The organism is Dactylosporangium sp. NPDC005555 (assembly GCF_040605635.1).
Taxonomy (GTDB): Bacteria; Actinomycetota; Actinomycetes; order Mycobacteriales; family Micromonosporaceae; genus Dactylosporangium.
Genome location: NZ_JBEXDG010000028.1, coordinates 83,804 through 97,607, shown reverse-complemented (window position 1 = coordinate 97,607; position 13,804 = coordinate 83,804). Strand labels below are relative to the sequence as shown.

Below are 13,804 nucleotides of genomic sequence, written 5' to 3'. Positions count from 1 at the left end.
GATCGTCGGGTCCGGCGATGACGCTGTGCGCCGGGCGGCGGCCGGACCGGCCTGCCCGGCGCGGACGGGCACCGCGCCGCGACGCTCATCCGGCAGGCCGCTGCCCCGCATCGGGGCCGGCACCTGCGGCGGCGTCGGGATCTGCCCGCGGAGCGAGGATCGTTGCGATGGTCGCGACGGCGATGGTGATCAGAGCGCCGAGGATCAGGGCGGCGGGTTCGCCGTCGGCCAGCAGATGCTCCTGGGCGCCGAGGGTCGCCGCGGCGACGGGGACACCGATCTGGGTGCCGGCGAGGGCGGCCAGGGTCGCCGGTTGCCCGGTCGCTCGTGCCGCGAGATGCGTCATCACCGCGCCGACGCCGAGGGCGGCGCCGAGCCCGACCAGTGCCGGATGACGGCCGAGGGCGGCGACGTCCAGTGAGGTGCCGAGCCAGACGAAGAACAGCGGACCGATGAACCCTTCGGTGACTGCGAACAGTTGCCGGGCGAGCCGGCGCGGCTCGCCGACGGCGGCCACGGCGATTCCGAAGCCGAACCCGGCGAGCATGACCGAGACCCGGGTGGACTGCGCGACCGCGCCGAGGCCGAACAGCAGGGCCAGGTTGATGCGCAGTTCCAGCGCGAATTTGCGTCGCTCGGACAGCCGGTGCAGCCGCTTGCGCCAACCCCGGCGCTCCGCCAGCCGCAGCGCGGCGAACACGATGACCGTGGCGGCGACGAGTACCGCAGCGCCGAGCGCGGCCCGGCCCGCCCGCGCCGGGTCGATGGCGAGTGGCAGCGCAACGATGCAGACCGCGTCGGCGACCGCGACCTGAGGCAGCAGCTCCAGCACCGGTCGGCCGGTCAGGTGCAGCACGTCGAGCATCGGCAGCACCAGCGCCGCTGACGACGAGGCGAGCAGCACCGTGTAGAGGGCGACGTGGCCGGTGCCGAACGCCCTGGCGATCACGAACGCGACGGGGAAGGACACCGCGGCGACGAGCACCGCGCGCCCGAGCCCCACCGGCAGCGCCTCGCGCAGTACGGGGTCGCGGATCGGCACATGCGAGCCGGCGACGAACATGACCAGCGCGAACCCCACGTTGGCCAGGAACGTGAACGTCGGGTCGCCGGCGTGCAGCACGCCGGCGCCCATCGGGCCGAGCGCCACGCCCGCCAGCAGCTCCCCGACGACGACGGGCGGCCCCCACCGGCGGGACAGCGCCAGGAGCGGACCGGCCAGACCCGACACCGAGACCAGCGCCAGCAGGCCGAGACTCATCCGGGGTCCCGCAGCCGGGCGACCGGGGCGGCCTGCCCGGCACGCGGCAGCCGGCCGGCATGCGCCGGCCTCTGTCGATCCGACCCGCGCCGTGATCGTGGGAACAGGTCCATCACCAGCTGCTGGGCGGTTGCCCGTCGAGCACCACGGTCAGGTGCGCCATGCCCCAGGCGCCCATGCCGTCGCCCCAGTACATCATCACGACGCTCCTCTCCGGGTCGTGACTGTGGCCGCCGCGGGACACCTCCACCGTCTCCCGCACCGTCCCGCCGTGCACCCCGAAGGGGTCCCTCTCGGCGGGGGCGAAGGTCCCTACCCCGCAGGGGGGACAGTGAGGAATGCGAGGCGGCCCGTCCGGGTGAGCCCGTGGTCCGGTGCTGTGGAGCTCGCATATCGCCGCGCGGTCCGGGAAGTACGCCGACCGCACGCCTGCGAGCTTGGGGGCGGTGCCGGTGCCCGGCGGCACGGGCCGGGCGCACCTCCAAGGCTACGCGATCCGGTCGGAAGCGCCCGTGTTCGGCGTCGCCCGGTCCACCACCACCGAGCCGAAAGATGCTGCGCCCATGAAGGACTCCGCCCGAGGCCGCGCCCTGATCGTCGGCGCCGTCCTCACCGTCACCGTCACACTCGCCGCCTGCGGTGACACCGCGAGCAGCGGTGGTACTCCTACGGCACCGGCCAGCGGCGGCGTGAGCGTCAACCCGACGTTCAACGCCGCCGACGCCACGTTCGTCCGCTTGATGATCCGGCACCATGAGCAGGCCGTGGAGATGGCCGCCCTCGCCGCGAAGAAGGCGACCGATCCGGACGTCAGTCAACTCGCCGCCAAGATCAGTGCCGGGCAGAAGGCGGAGATCGCGACGATGGAGGGCTGGCTGGCCACCTGGGGCCGGCCGACCACGATGCCGAGCTGTCCCGGCATGCAGTGCATGCCGAGCGGCATGACGCCACCTGGCATGATGCCCAGCGGGATGGTGCCCAGCGGGATGCCGACGATGCCGGGCATGATGTCCAGCGCGGACATGGCGGAGCTGAAGGCCGCGACCGGCAACGACTTCGACAAGCTGTTTCTCCGGATGATGATCGATCACCACCAGGGGGCGATCATGATGGCCCAGGCGGAGCTGGCCCACGGCGCCAACCCGGACGCCAAGGCACTCGCCGCCCGCATCGTGACGACGCAGCAGGCCGAGATCGTCGGGATGCGGCAGATGGCCGGCCATTCATGAACAGTTGAGCCCCGCGCGGACAGGCCGGGTCGCCGGGGGATGGAGGACCTCACCACCGGGTGAATTCGGCGCCGAGGTCGTGGTACCGCAGGGTGAAACGGGAGCGGTCGCAGGGTGAGCGCCGTGGGAGATTCGGTGACGCCCTGCGTCCAGGCCGTTCTTCCCGCCATTTCAACGGCAGGCCGCTCCTATGCTCGCGTCGTGTCCGTGAATGCCCCGGCCGTCGATGAGGCGGTCGACGTCATGACCGCCGGTGACGTGTCAGCGCCTGTCTTCGTCGATGCCACGGGCCGCCGTGGCCGGCGAATCCGATTCTTCTTCCATCTCAGCGGTGTAGCGGCACTGGTCTATGCGGTGCTGGTGCTGGTCGCCGCGTTCCTCTTCACCGGCCCGCTGGACCTGCTGTCGTTTCCGGCACCCGCACAGTCCGCGTCCGCGACGACGCCGGCCAAGCAGCACACACCCGCGCCCGGCCAGCCCGGCAAACGGGCCACCGGCACCGGGTCCGCCCGCAGCAGCGCCGCACCCGGTGCGGCGGGTGCGTCCGTCAAGCCGAGTGGCTCCGTGAGCACCGCGCCGTCCCCCGAGGCGACGACGAGCGCGCCGCCTTCCGCTTCACCGTCCGCCACGCCGGTCACGCCGGTCACGTCGGCCGCTGCGACCGCGACGCCGCAGCCGAGCGCCCCGCAGAGCTCCGCCCCCGGCGCCACCGTGGTCGTCGTTGTGGGCCCGGCGTGACCCGCACGCGGCAGCGGGTGTCCTTCAGTCGTCTGATCTTCGGTGGGGTCGCGCTCAGCGTGCTGGTCGGCGCGCTGCTGGTCGAGGCCTACACCAATGCCGAGTTCCACCCCGACCACACCGTGAGCGCCGGGCAGCGCACCGAGGTCCCGGCCGAGGTCATCGGCGGCGGCCCGATCATCGACACCCGCAACGGCACGGTGCGCTCCTACCGGCTGCCGGCCCGCACCATCGCCCTCATCTTCGACGACGGCCCGGACCCGGAGTGGACGCCGCGTGTCGTGGAGGTGCTGCGCCGGCACCACGTCAACGCCACGTTCTTCGTCGTCGGCTCCCAGGTCATCCGGCACCCGGACATCGTCACCGAGCTGGCCCGGGCCGGCGACGAGATCGGCGTGCACACCTTCACGCACCCGCAGCTCGACCGCCTGCCACGGTGGCAACGCGAGCTGGAGTACTCCCAGACCCAGCTCGCCGTCGTCCACGCCACCGGCGCCAAGTCGGCGCTGCTGCGGCTGCCGTACTCCTCCAGCGCCCGTGCCATCGACGACACCGAGTGGCCGCTGATCCGGGAGGCCGGCGGGCTCGGCTATCTGACGATCATGGCAGACACGGACAGCCGGGACTGGAGCACGCCCGGCGTCGACGCGATCGTCGCCGGCGCGACCCCGCCGGGCGACTCGGGCGCCATCGTGCCCATGCACGACGGCGGCGGCGACCGCGCGCAGACCGTCGCGGCGCTGGACAAGTTCATTCCCCTGATGCAGCGGCGCGGCTACACCTTCACCACCGTGTCGCAGGGCCTGGCGCGCACGCTCGCAGGGCAGGCGGTCGTCGAGGCGCCGGCGGGCGCGGTCGACCAGCGGCGGGCGTTCGCCCTGGCCACAGCCGTCGTGCTGGCCGACTGGGTGACGGCGAGCCTCCGCGTGCTGTTCCTGGTCGCCGGCCTGCTGACGATCGCCCGCACCGTGGCGCTGCTCCTGCTCGCGGGCCGGCACGCGCGGCGGCGACGGGCCGCGTCGTGGCGGTGGGGACCGCCGGTGCGGCTGCCGGTGTCGGTGATCGTGCCGGCCTACAACGAGAAGGAGGGGATCGAGGCGGCGGTGCGGTCCCTGGCGGGCGGCGACCATCCGGGTGGGATCGAGGTGGTCGTCGTCGACGACGGCTCGACCGACGACACGGCGGCGCTGGTGGAGGCGTTGCGATTACCGAACGTGCGGGTGGCGCGAATCCCCAACGGTGGCAAGCCGAATGCGCTCAACGCCGGGGTGGCGCTGGCTCAGCATGATCTGATCGTCATGGTCGACGGCGACACCGTCTTCGAGCCGGACTCGATCCGGCATCTGGTGCAGCCGTTCGCCGATTCTTCGGTCGGCGCGGTCGCGGGCAACGTCAAGGTCGGCAACCGTCGTTCGATCGTGGCCCGGTGGCAGCACATCGAGTACGTCATCGGGTTCAACCTGGACCGCCGGCTGTACGACATCCTGCGCTGCATGCCCACCATCCCCGGCGCGATCGGCGCGTTCCGCCGCGAGGCGTTGCAGGACATCGGCGGGATCAGCCACGACACCCTCGCCGAGGACACCGACGCCACCATGGCGCTGTGCCGCACCGGCTGGCGCGTCGTCTACGAGGAACGCGCCCGCGCCTGGACCGAGGCCCCCGCCACCCTGCGGCAACTGTGGCTGCAGCGCTACCGCTGGAGCTACGGCACCATGCAGGCGATGTGGAAGCACCGCCGTTCGATCCTGGACCGCGGTCCCTCGGGCCGGTTCGGCCGGATCGGCCTGCCCTTCGTCGCGTTCTTCGGCATCGCGCTTCCCCTGCTCGCCCCGCTCATCGACATCATGCTCGTGTACGGCCTGTGCTTCTCCAGCTGGATGGTCACCACCGGCGCCTGGCTCGCCATGTTCGCCATGCAGGTCCTCACCGCCGTCGTCGCCTTCCGCTTCGACAAGGAGAAACTCCGCGCCCTGTGGGTCCTGCCACTGCAGCAGATCGTCTACCGCCAGCTCATGTACCTCGTGCTCCTGCAGTCCCTCGGCACGGCCCTCACCGGCGCCCGGCTCCGCTGGCACAAACTCCACCGGGCGGGCTCCGCCGCCGCGGCCGCCCCGGCACCTCCGGTGGCGCCGCTCATGGTGGTGCCGGGGCGGGCAGAAGGCCCGGAACGGGCCGCAGGGCAGGCCGGCCGCCACGCGAGGGCTCGTGAGGAGTCCCCGTTCCTAGACCGTCAGGGTCACCAGCCGCCCTCGAAGAAGCCGAGGAAGCCGGGGCCGGGAGCCGCGGCGGTGCCGACGTTGGCCACGACCACGACGGCCAGGGCGAGGGCGACCAGCGCCGACAGCACGCCGTAGGAGGCGAGGACCCGTCGCGCCGGGCCCGTCGCTGACGTGCGCCGCCGCCACAGCAGCACGCCCGCCGCGACGAGGACCGCGACCACGACCGTGGCGATGACGGCGATCACCCAGTGGTACAGCGCGTAGTCGTCGATCATCCGTTGCAGGACCGGCGAGGCGGCCCGATGCTCGTGCACGACGCCGGACAGCTGCTGCCGGACCTCGTCGAGCGGGCCGGCGAGCTGCGCGTCGGGCGGGCTGTCCACGAGCATCGGCATCAACGACGCGAACGGTGCCGCGGCGCCCTGCAGGTTGGCCATGAGGGCCGCGAGGGTCCCGAGCGCGAAGGCCGTGGCGAGCGCCCCGCCGGCGGCCAGGGCGATCCGGTGGCGGTCGGCTTCGACGTACCGACGCCAGATCCGCAGACCGAGGGCGGTGAGCGCGGTCAGGAGCAGCGCCGCGATCACCGCCTTGGCGACGTGGTATCGCAGCCAGTAGTCGGCGACGCGCTGCATGGCGGGGGTGAGGTCCGCGTCGCCGGCCCGCCAGTAGCCGACGAACGCCCCGCGGGCCGCTGACCTGAGCGCGCCCTCGCCGGCGTGGTCGCCGCCCGCGAGGGTGGCAGGAGCGGCCACGAACGCGACGGCGGACGCGACGACAAGAGCCGTCAGCGCCGCCGATGTACGAGCGGGCCGCGACTGGAGTGCTGTGCTGGTCAAGGAACATCCTCCGGTTCGTTCGATCACGTGGTTCGACCGTAGAAGCGGCACACGGACATCCCCTCGGCCGCGTGGAGGAGGCGGGCCGCAACTTTGGATTCCTTTCGCCGAAACTGTCACACCCGCGACTTAGAGTGATGCTGCACAAGGGAGGTGATCATGGGACTGTGGCAGTGGCGGCCAAGGGTGGCAGACGCCCTGATCGCCTGCGCGCTCGCCGTCGCGATGGTCCTGCTCCGGCAGAGCATCGGCCCGCCCGACTGGCCGACCGCGCCGTTCTCACCCGCCGACCCCGTCACCGCCGCCGCGCTGTGGACGCTGCTGGTCGCGCAGGCCGCCCCGATGCTGTGGCGCCGCACCCACCCGTGGACGGTCATGCTCGCGACCAGCGTGGCATACGTGGCGTTCGAGCTCGTCGACCCGGTCATCAGCTTCCGCGACGGTCTTCCGCTCGGGTTCGCCGTGTATGCCGTCGCCCGGTATGCGCCGCCGCCGTTGAGCCTCGCGTCGGTGGGTGTGGCGGCGGTCGCCATGTTCGGGCACGACGCGGTGTATCGGCCGATCGCCGGCACGCCGCTGCCACCGGCGCTGCGGCCCGGGATCATCGAGGTCACGGTCGCCGTCGGACTCGTCGCGGGGTTGTGGCAGCTCGGCAGGTCGCAGCGGCACATCCACTCCGACGCCGCCGCGCTGCGCGACCTGACCGCCCGGCTGCGCGCCGAGCAGCAGCGCAGCGCCGGGCGTGCCGTCACCGCCGAGCGCGCCCGCATCGCCCGCGACCTGCACGACCTCGTCGCCCACCACGTCAGCGCCATCGCCATCCAGGCACGGGCGACCACCGAGGTCATCATCGACGACCCGCCGCTCGCCGGCCGCGGCGTCGAAGCCATCGGTGCCGCCGCCGACACCGCCCTGCTGGAGATGCGCCGGCTGCTGAAGCTGCTCTCCGACGGCGAGGCCGCCCGCCCAGGAGCCGGAGCCGTCGCTCGGGCACCTCGACCAGTTGGCGGCGTTCGCGACGACGGCCGGCTGCACCGTGGACCTCGACGTGTCGGTCGGCCCCGACGTTCCCGCCGCCGTGCAGGTGTCCGCGTTCCGCGTCGTCCAGGAAGCGCTCACCAACGTGCTGAAGCACTCGGGCGCCGTGGCGGTGCGGGTGGTCGCGCACCAGGATGGGCGGATGCTGGACGTCGGCATCGACAACGGTCCGGCCGCCGCCGGGCATCCGCCGATGCCGGGCGCCGGTCTCGGGCTGATCGGGATGCGGGAGCGGGTCGCGCTGTTCGGCGGCACCCTGCAGACCGGCCCGCGCCCCGGCGGCGGCTGGCGGGTGTCCGCGACGTTCCCGTGGGAGCGCGAGCCGTGACCGTCACCGTGCTCATCGCCGACGACCAGGAGATGGTCCGCGCCGCGCTGCGGGCGATCCTGGACCGGCGCCCCGGTCTGCAGGTCGTCGGCGAGGCGGCCGACGGCGAGCGGGCCGTGGCGCTCGCCGCCGGACTGCGGCCCGACGTCGTGCTGATGGACGTGCGGATGCCGGGCCTGACCGGGGTCGAAGCGACCCGCCGCATCGTCGGCGGGTGGCCGCACCCACCGCCGGCGCCGAAGGTGCTCGTGCTGACCACGTTCGACCTCGACGAGTATGTGCGGTCGGCGTTGCGGGCCGGTGCGAGCGGGTTCCTGCTGAAGAACGCGTCGCCGGATCAGCTGTGCGACGCGATCAGGGCGGTGGCGGCGGGGGACGCGGTGCTCGCTCCGGCGGTCACCCGCCGCCTCATCGACACCTTCACCGCCGCAGCCGCCGCGCCCGCCGCAGCCGCCGCGCCCGTCGGTGCCGCCGCTTCCGTCGATGGGCTCACCGCTCGTGAGCTGGAGGTCCTCGTGCTGCTCGGGCGAGGGCTGTCCAACGCGCGGATCGCCCGCACGCTGTCGCTGTCGGAGGCGGGGGTGAAGAGCCGCGTCAACCGGATCCTGACCCGGCTCGGCCTGGAGAACCGGACCCAGGCGGCGCTCCTGGCCCGCGAGGCGGGTCTCCTCGACCGACCCGGATGAGTGTCTGCTGTCCCGCCGCGACGAGCCGTTCACCGGCGTACACCTCGAGGCGGCACACGGTGAGCGTCCTGCCGGCGGGAGCTCGGCGGACCGTGCCCGCGCTGCCGTGGGACGGCGCCGGCGGAGATGACGATCCTGGCGGACCTGCTGACGGCGGAGGGCCTCCAGGTGACGCTTTCCCCGATGGAGGCCGTTGCCGAGGTCGCTGAGATCGAATAGTCGGTGGACGGGGGGCGGGCGGCGGCGGTAACGTGTCGTCGACCGTGGTCCGGCCTGAGGGGGTGAGCACCGTGAGCGTTGTAGCGATGTGGGTGCTCCCCATTCCCGTCACGGTCGGGCGACTGCGGTAGGTGCCGCCCGGGAGCGTCCCCTTGGGATCTCCCGAAAGGTGACACCGATGAACACACTCGTCATCACGCGCGTCGCCGAGCGGCAGTGGCATGCCCTCGACGACGACCTCGTGGTCGGCCGCGGCGACGCCTCGCCCCGCCCGGACGGCCGGCTCTTCCTGAGCGTCGATGCCTGGCACGACGACGTCTTCACCCGCCTCGCCGGGGCCATGCTGGCCGCCCTGCCGCGGCCGCTGTACACCGTCGTGGACGAGGCCGACCTCGACCTGCGAACCCGGTGGGTGCAGGCCGGCCTGACCACCCGCCGCCGCGAGTGGGAGTACGTCATGTCGAGCGACGGCGATCGTGCGGCAGCGCCGCCGGGGCTGACGCTCCTGCCCATGGGCACCGCCGAGCTGGGCCCGCTGCGCCACCTGGACCGCACGGTCCGCGCCGGGATCGAGGCCACGACCGGTTGGGACCAGATGCCGGCGGCGGTGCTGTCGCGGCCGCTCGACCCCACCTGTTACGCGGTCGCTGCCGAGGCCGACGCCTACGTGGGCCTGGCCCGCCTGGCGCTGCTGCCGAGGCACACGAGGATCGGCCTCATCGCGGTCCGGTCCGACCGCCGCCGCCGCGGCATCGCCCGCGCTCTGCTCGCGGAGATCCTGGCGGCCACCCACACCCGCGGCGTCGCGACGGTCTCCGCGGACGTGCACGAGGCCAACACCGCGGCCGTCGCCCTCTTCGAGGCCGCCGGCGCGCACCGCACCGGCAGCAACCTCGAGCTGGTGATCCGCTGATGCCCAAGGCAACCGACGGCATCCAGCTCGAGGGCACCGTGCTGGAGTGCCTGCGCGACGCCAAGTTCCGCGTCGAGCTCGCCAACGGCCACATCGTCCTGGCCCACATCAGCGGCAAGATCCGCAAGAACTACATCAAGGTTCTGCCATTCGACCGTGTGCTGGTCGAGCTCAGCCAGTACGACCTGACGAGAGGCCGGATCCTCTTCCGGTACCGCAACTGACCGCCGCCCCGGTCCGGCGGACGTCCGCAGGGACGGCACTGATGACCCGCGGGCCGGGCGGGGTCAGGCTGGGCTGCGACGCGGCAATCGGGTCGCAGCCCAGGGGCGTCGGCATGGTTGTCGCAACTGTTCGGACCACGCTCGCCCGTCACGGAAGCCATCGCACCGATCAGCGGGTCAGAACCGCACCGCGACGTCCGTGCGGTTGCCCGGCGGTGCTATCCAGATGGGTATGGGCATGAGCGCCAGGCAGCGGCAGGAGCTGGATGCGGCGTTCCAGCGGCGGGTCGCGCAGCGGCAGCAGCAGAGCGCCGCCAACTGGCAGCACGCCGTCCAGGTCGGCCAGGGGCTCGGCCTGGGTGAGCCGCTGGGCATCTACCACGCCGAGATCACGCCGCCGCTCGGCACGCGCCGGGTCCTGCTGCTGATCGCGCCGGTCCCGGTCTTCGTGGCCGGCGTGGTGCTGCTCGCCCTGTGGGCGCCCGACGCGGCGGTCCCGGTCCTCGGCGTGTCGCCGGTGCTCGCCGGTGGCTACATCCTCGGGTGCGCGCTCGCGGCGCGGCGCCGCCGGTTCACCCGGTGGCTGTACGGCTACACCGGCGGCCTGGCGGAGGCCGACCCGGAAGGGCCGCCGCGCCCGGTCCGCTGGGACGAGGTGACCGACGTGGTCGACGAGTGGAGCTCGTCCGGCTCGGAGTCCGGCTGGGACTACGACGGGTTCCGACTCACCATCGCCGGCGGCCGGATCCTGCCGGTCACGGCGGGGTACTCCAACGCGCTCGACCCGTACGGGCCGGCCGGTGGCATCATCGCCGCGCTGCTACCGGGCGAGGTCGGCGCCGCGATACCCCGCTTCCCGTCGATCGGCGACCTGATCACCGGCCAGGCCGTGTCCCGGGTCGTGGCCCGGCAGGCCGCCGCCGTCCGCGCCGGCGGCGTCCTCACGCGTGGCGACGTCAGGGTCACCCGCGACGGGATCGGCGGCCCCAAGGACGCCACGCCCACGCCGTGGGCCGCGATCGAGCGGATCGAGCTGCGCCCGGGCCGGGTGAAGGTCCGCCCGTTCACCGGCAGGGCCCGCACGTACGACAACTATCGGGACGGATCCGGATACAGCGTGCTGTGCCGGGTGCTGCTGGAGCTGGGCGTGCAGGCCTCGTTCGAGGCCAGGGGATAGTCCCAACGCGATGTCCCAAAAGCCCGGGACGGCTGCCTCCTGACCGTCGGGTCGCGGCGTTCCTACGGTGAAGCCCTCGACAACCCCGACCCGGAGGTTTCTGATGGCTGCCATGACCCGTTCCACCGCGCTGAAGATCGCGGCCGTGCTCTCCGTGCTGGTGGCGCTGATCGGCATCACCCTGTTCGACCTGCCCAACCTGGTCCTCGGCGCGAGCGGGAGCAAGGACCCGTTCGCCATCGTCGTCGGCAGCTTCGCCTCCGACGTCATCGCGCTCGTCGCCGCGTACGGGGCCTGGCGCGCACAGAAGTGGGGCGCCGTGCTGCTGATCGTCGTCAACGCGTTCTGGGTGGTGCAGGCGGTCGGGTCGCTGCTGTTCGACACCACCGCCGGCGAGTTCGTGTTCGCGTCGGCGATGCTGGTCCACCACGTGGTCGTGATCAGCCTGTGCCTCTGGCGGGAGCGGGTCGTGCATGTGGCGTGAGCGGTGGCTGTACCGCGTCCTCTTCCCGTTCCTGATGCTCTGGTACGTGCTGATCGCCGCCGCACTGGTCGCCGTCGTCACCACGTGGCCGGACCGGCCGATCGCGACGTTCGCCGAGATCCCGTGGTGGTCCCACGTGATCGCGTTCGCCGTCGTGGTCGTGACGTGGTCACCGGTGGCGGCGCACGTCGAACGTGGCGTCCACCAGCTCTCGTACGGTCAGCGCGACAACACCTACGACGTCGCCGGTCGCGTGTACCGGCAGCTGCAGTCCGGCCCGCACCCCGACGAGCTGCTGCCGAGCGTGACGGCGCTGCTGGCCGAGACGCTGTCCCTGCCGTACGTCGAGATCGAGGCCGGCGGGCGGGTCGTCACCGTCCACGGCGCGGTCCCCGACGGCGCCGCCGTCACCGCCATCCCGCTGCGGCACCACCAGGTGACCCTTGGCACGCTGCGGGTGAGCGCCCGCCGCCGCGACTGGCTGTCGGCCGCCGACGTCCGCCTGCTGGAGGACCTGGCCCGGCACGTCGCCGTCACGCTGCACGCGGCCGGGCTCGCGGCGGCGCTGCAGTCCTCCCGCGAGCAGCTGGTGACGGCCCGCGAGGAGGAGCGCCGGCGCATCCGCCGGGACCTGCACGACGGGCTCGCCCCGACGCTCGCCTCGCTCGGCCTGCAGCTCGGCGTCCTGCAGCACACCCTGCGGTCGGACCCGGCGGCGGCCGAGCAGCTGGCGGGGGAGCTGCGCACCGGTGTGCGGCAGGCGACCGGTGAGATCCGGCGGCTGGTGTACGAGCTGCGCCCGCCGATGCTGGACGAGTTCGGCCTGGCTGACGCGCTGCGCAACCTCAACCCCACCGACGGGCTGGCCCGGACCGTGACCGTCCCCTCGCCGATGCCGGCCCTGCCCGCCGCGGTCGAGGTGGCGATCTACCGGATCACCGCCGAGGCACTGCACAACGCGGCCCGGCACGCCGCCGCGACCCACTGCACCGTCGAGCTCACGTTCCCGCCGGACTCCGTCGCGCTCACCGTCACCGACGACGGCCGCGGCCTGCCGGCGTCCTACCTGGCCGGCGTCGGCCATCACTCGATGCGCGAGCGCAGCACGGAGCTGGGTGGCACGATCGACATCGGCCCGGCCGACGGCGGCGGCACCCGGGTCGCCGCCACGTTCCCGATGAGGTCACATGCCTGACCCGATCACCGTCCTGATCGCCGACGACCACCCGATGTTCCGCAAGGGCCTGCGCGCGCTACTGCAGACGATGCCCGGCGTCGAGGTCGTGGCCGAGGCCGCAGACGGCGACGAGGCCATCCGGCTCGCCGAGTCCCTCCGGCCGCGCCTGGTCCTGCTGGACCTGCAGATGCCCGGCGTCGACGGGCTCGCCGCGATCCGCCGCCTCACCGTCCACGACCCGGACCGCCGGATCCTGGTCGTGACGATGTTCGCCGACGACGACTCGGTGTTCGCCGCCCTGCGCGCCGGCGCCCTCGGCTACGTCCTCAAGGACACCGAGGACGAGGAGATGACCCGGGCGATCCTCGCCGTCGCCAACGGCGAGGCCATCTACAGCCCGGCGGTCGCGACCCGCATCATGGCCTTCTTCGCCGGGCGCCCCGCCGAGCCGTTCCCGACCCTCACCGCCAGCGAACGCAACGTGCTGCAGCTCGTCGCCCGCGGCCTGCCCAACGACGCCATCGCCGCGCGTCTCAACCTCAGCGCGAAAACCATCCGCAACTACGTCAGCAACATCTTCACCAAACTCCACGTCGCCAGCCGCGCCGAGGCCATCGTCCGCGCCCGCGACGCCGGCATCGCCTGACTTGTAGGGTCGTGGCCGTGGAGACGGATCGGGTCCGGCAGTCGTACGCGTCCGTCGCGGACCTCTACATCGAGCTGTTCGGCACGAGGCAGCAGGTGCACCCCGACGACCTGGCCTTCATCGGCCGGCACCTGGGAGGTGCCCGTGGCCCGGTCCTCGACCTCGGCTGCGGTCCCGGCCACATCACCGACCACCTGCGCGGCCTCGGCGCCGACGCGACGGGCATCGACCTGGTCCCCGAGTTCATCGCCCACGCCCGGACCTGCTTTCCGGACGGCAGGTACGAGCTCGGATCCCTCGACCGGCTCGACGCCCCCGACCAGTCGGTCGCCGGCATCCTCGCCTGGTACTCGCTGATCCACCTCCCGCCGCAGGACCTGCACGGCGTGCTCACCGAGTTCCGCCGAGCCGTCGCCCCGGCGGGAACGCTCGTGCTCGGCATGTTCGAGGGCCCCGAGGTGGCCGCGTTCGACCACAAGGTGACGACCGCCTACCGGTGGCCGATGGACGAGCTCTCCGAGCGCCTCACCCGGGCCGGGTTCACCGAGGTCGAACGCCTGCCCCGCCCCACCGACCCCCGGCACCGCCCGCACTTCGCCATCGCCGCTACCGCAGGATGACCGGGT

Annotated in this window: 15 protein-coding genes and 1 pseudogene; 13 read left to right on the top strand and 3 right to left on the bottom strand. The window is 72.9% G+C overall.

All coding sequences use genetic code 11. From position 1 onward, the window contains the following. Positions 1–85: 85 nt before the first annotated feature. Positions 86–1,261, bottom strand: a complete 1,176-nt coding sequence (locus ABZS58_RS28815; protein ID WP_354786349.1) for a cation:proton antiporter — start codon at positions 1,259–1,261, stop codon at positions 86–88. A 112-nt stretch (positions 1,262–1,373) separates the two neighbouring features. After that, positions 1,374–1,523 carry a hypothetical protein gene (locus tag ABZS58_RS28810; protein WP_354786348.1) on the bottom strand — a complete coding sequence of 50 codons (150 nt, stop codon included), beginning with the start codon at positions 1,521–1,523 and terminating at the stop codon, positions 1,374–1,376. 301 nt (positions 1,524–1,824) lie between these two features. Between ABZS58_RS28810 and ABZS58_RS28805 the strand changes: the two genes are divergently transcribed. The 3 genes from ABZS58_RS28805 to ABZS58_RS28795 all read left to right on the top strand — a co-directional run bounded on the left by ABZS58_RS28805 (position 1,825) and on the right by ABZS58_RS28795 (position 5,585). Beyond that, positions 1,825–2,490 (top strand): DUF305 domain-containing protein, encoded by a 666-nt coding sequence (locus ABZS58_RS28805; RefSeq protein ID WP_354786347.1) that lies wholly within the window; start codon positions 1,825–1,827, stop codon positions 2,488–2,490. A gap of 201 nt (positions 2,491–2,691) precedes the next feature. Further along, complete coding sequence (locus tag ABZS58_RS28800) at positions 2,692–3,228, top strand: hypothetical protein (protein WP_354786346.1); 537 nt, start codon at positions 2,692–2,694, stop codon at positions 3,226–3,228. A gap of 17 nt (positions 3,229–3,245) precedes the next feature. After that, positions 3,246–5,585: a bifunctional polysaccharide deacetylase/glycosyltransferase family 2 protein gene (locus ABZS58_RS28795; protein ID WP_354786345.1), complete on the top strand. Its 2,340-nt coding sequence runs from the start codon at positions 3,246–3,248 to the stop codon at positions 5,583–5,585. Here the strand turns inward: ABZS58_RS28795 and ABZS58_RS28790 are convergent. Further along, complete coding sequence (locus tag ABZS58_RS28790) at positions 5,468–6,286, bottom strand: hypothetical protein (protein ID WP_354786344.1); 819 nt, start codon at positions 6,284–6,286, stop codon at positions 5,468–5,470. The two genes, ABZS58_RS28795 and ABZS58_RS28790, sit on opposite strands and share 118 nt — an antisense overlap. A 159-nt stretch (positions 6,287–6,445) precedes the next feature. On the opposite strand from ABZS58_RS28790, the pseudogene ABZS58_RS28785 reads away from it, so the two are divergent. The 10 genes and pseudogenes from ABZS58_RS28785 to ABZS58_RS28740 form a co-directional block, all read left to right on the top strand. Then, positions 6,446–7,174: pseudogene (locus ABZS58_RS28785) on the top strand (histidine kinase dimerization/phosphoacceptor domain-containing protein); the annotation flags it as partial. Positions 7,175–7,322: 148 nt separating this feature from the next. Next, on the top strand, positions 7,323–7,652 hold the full coding sequence (locus ABZS58_RS28780) for an ATP-binding protein (protein ID WP_354786376.1): 330 nt from the start codon (positions 7,323–7,325) through the stop codon (positions 7,650–7,652). Further along, the gene (locus tag ABZS58_RS28775) at positions 7,649–8,338 is read left to right on the top strand and encodes a response regulator transcription factor (protein WP_354786375.1); all 690 of its coding nucleotides are present in this window, start codon (positions 7,649–7,651) and stop codon (positions 8,336–8,338) included. The genes ABZS58_RS28780 and ABZS58_RS28775 overlap by 4 nt, the downstream gene beginning before the upstream one ends. Positions 8,339–8,735: 397 nt before the next feature. Beyond that, the gene (locus ABZS58_RS28770) at positions 8,736–9,470 is read left to right on the top strand and encodes a GNAT family N-acetyltransferase (RefSeq protein WP_354786343.1); all 735 of its coding nucleotides are present in this window, start codon (positions 8,736–8,738) and stop codon (positions 9,468–9,470) included. Beyond that, positions 9,470–9,694 (top strand): translation initiation factor IF-1, encoded by a 225-nt coding sequence (gene infA, locus ABZS58_RS28765; RefSeq protein WP_354786342.1) that lies wholly within the window; start codon positions 9,470–9,472, stop codon positions 9,692–9,694. The genes ABZS58_RS28770 and infA overlap by 1 nt, the downstream gene beginning before the upstream one ends. Positions 9,695–9,932: 238 nt before the next feature. Continuing rightward, positions 9,933–10,871 (top strand): hypothetical protein, encoded by a 939-nt coding sequence (locus ABZS58_RS28760; protein WP_354786341.1) that lies wholly within the window; start codon positions 9,933–9,935, stop codon positions 10,869–10,871. A gap of 112 nt (positions 10,872–10,983) precedes the next feature. Then, positions 10,984–11,355 carry a hypothetical protein gene (locus tag ABZS58_RS28755; RefSeq protein ID WP_354786340.1) on the top strand — a complete coding sequence of 124 codons (372 nt, stop codon included), beginning with the start codon at positions 10,984–10,986 and terminating at the stop codon, positions 11,353–11,355. Beyond that, entirely contained in the window at positions 11,345–12,550 is a 1,206-nt protein-coding gene (locus tag ABZS58_RS28750; protein WP_354786339.1) for a sensor histidine kinase, read from the top strand. The genes ABZS58_RS28755 and ABZS58_RS28750 overlap by 11 nt, the downstream gene beginning before the upstream one ends. Continuing rightward, positions 12,543–13,178: a response regulator transcription factor gene (locus ABZS58_RS28745; protein WP_354786338.1), complete on the top strand. Its 636-nt coding sequence runs from the start codon at positions 12,543–12,545 to the stop codon at positions 13,176–13,178. Before ABZS58_RS28750 ends, ABZS58_RS28745 begins: the two co-directional genes overlap by 8 nt. A 17-nt stretch (positions 13,179–13,195) precedes the next feature. Further along, on the top strand, positions 13,196–13,798 hold the full coding sequence (locus ABZS58_RS28740) for a class I SAM-dependent methyltransferase (RefSeq protein ID WP_354786337.1): 603 nt from the start codon (positions 13,196–13,198) through the stop codon (positions 13,796–13,798). The last annotated feature ends 6 nt before the right edge of the window (positions 13,799–13,804 follow it).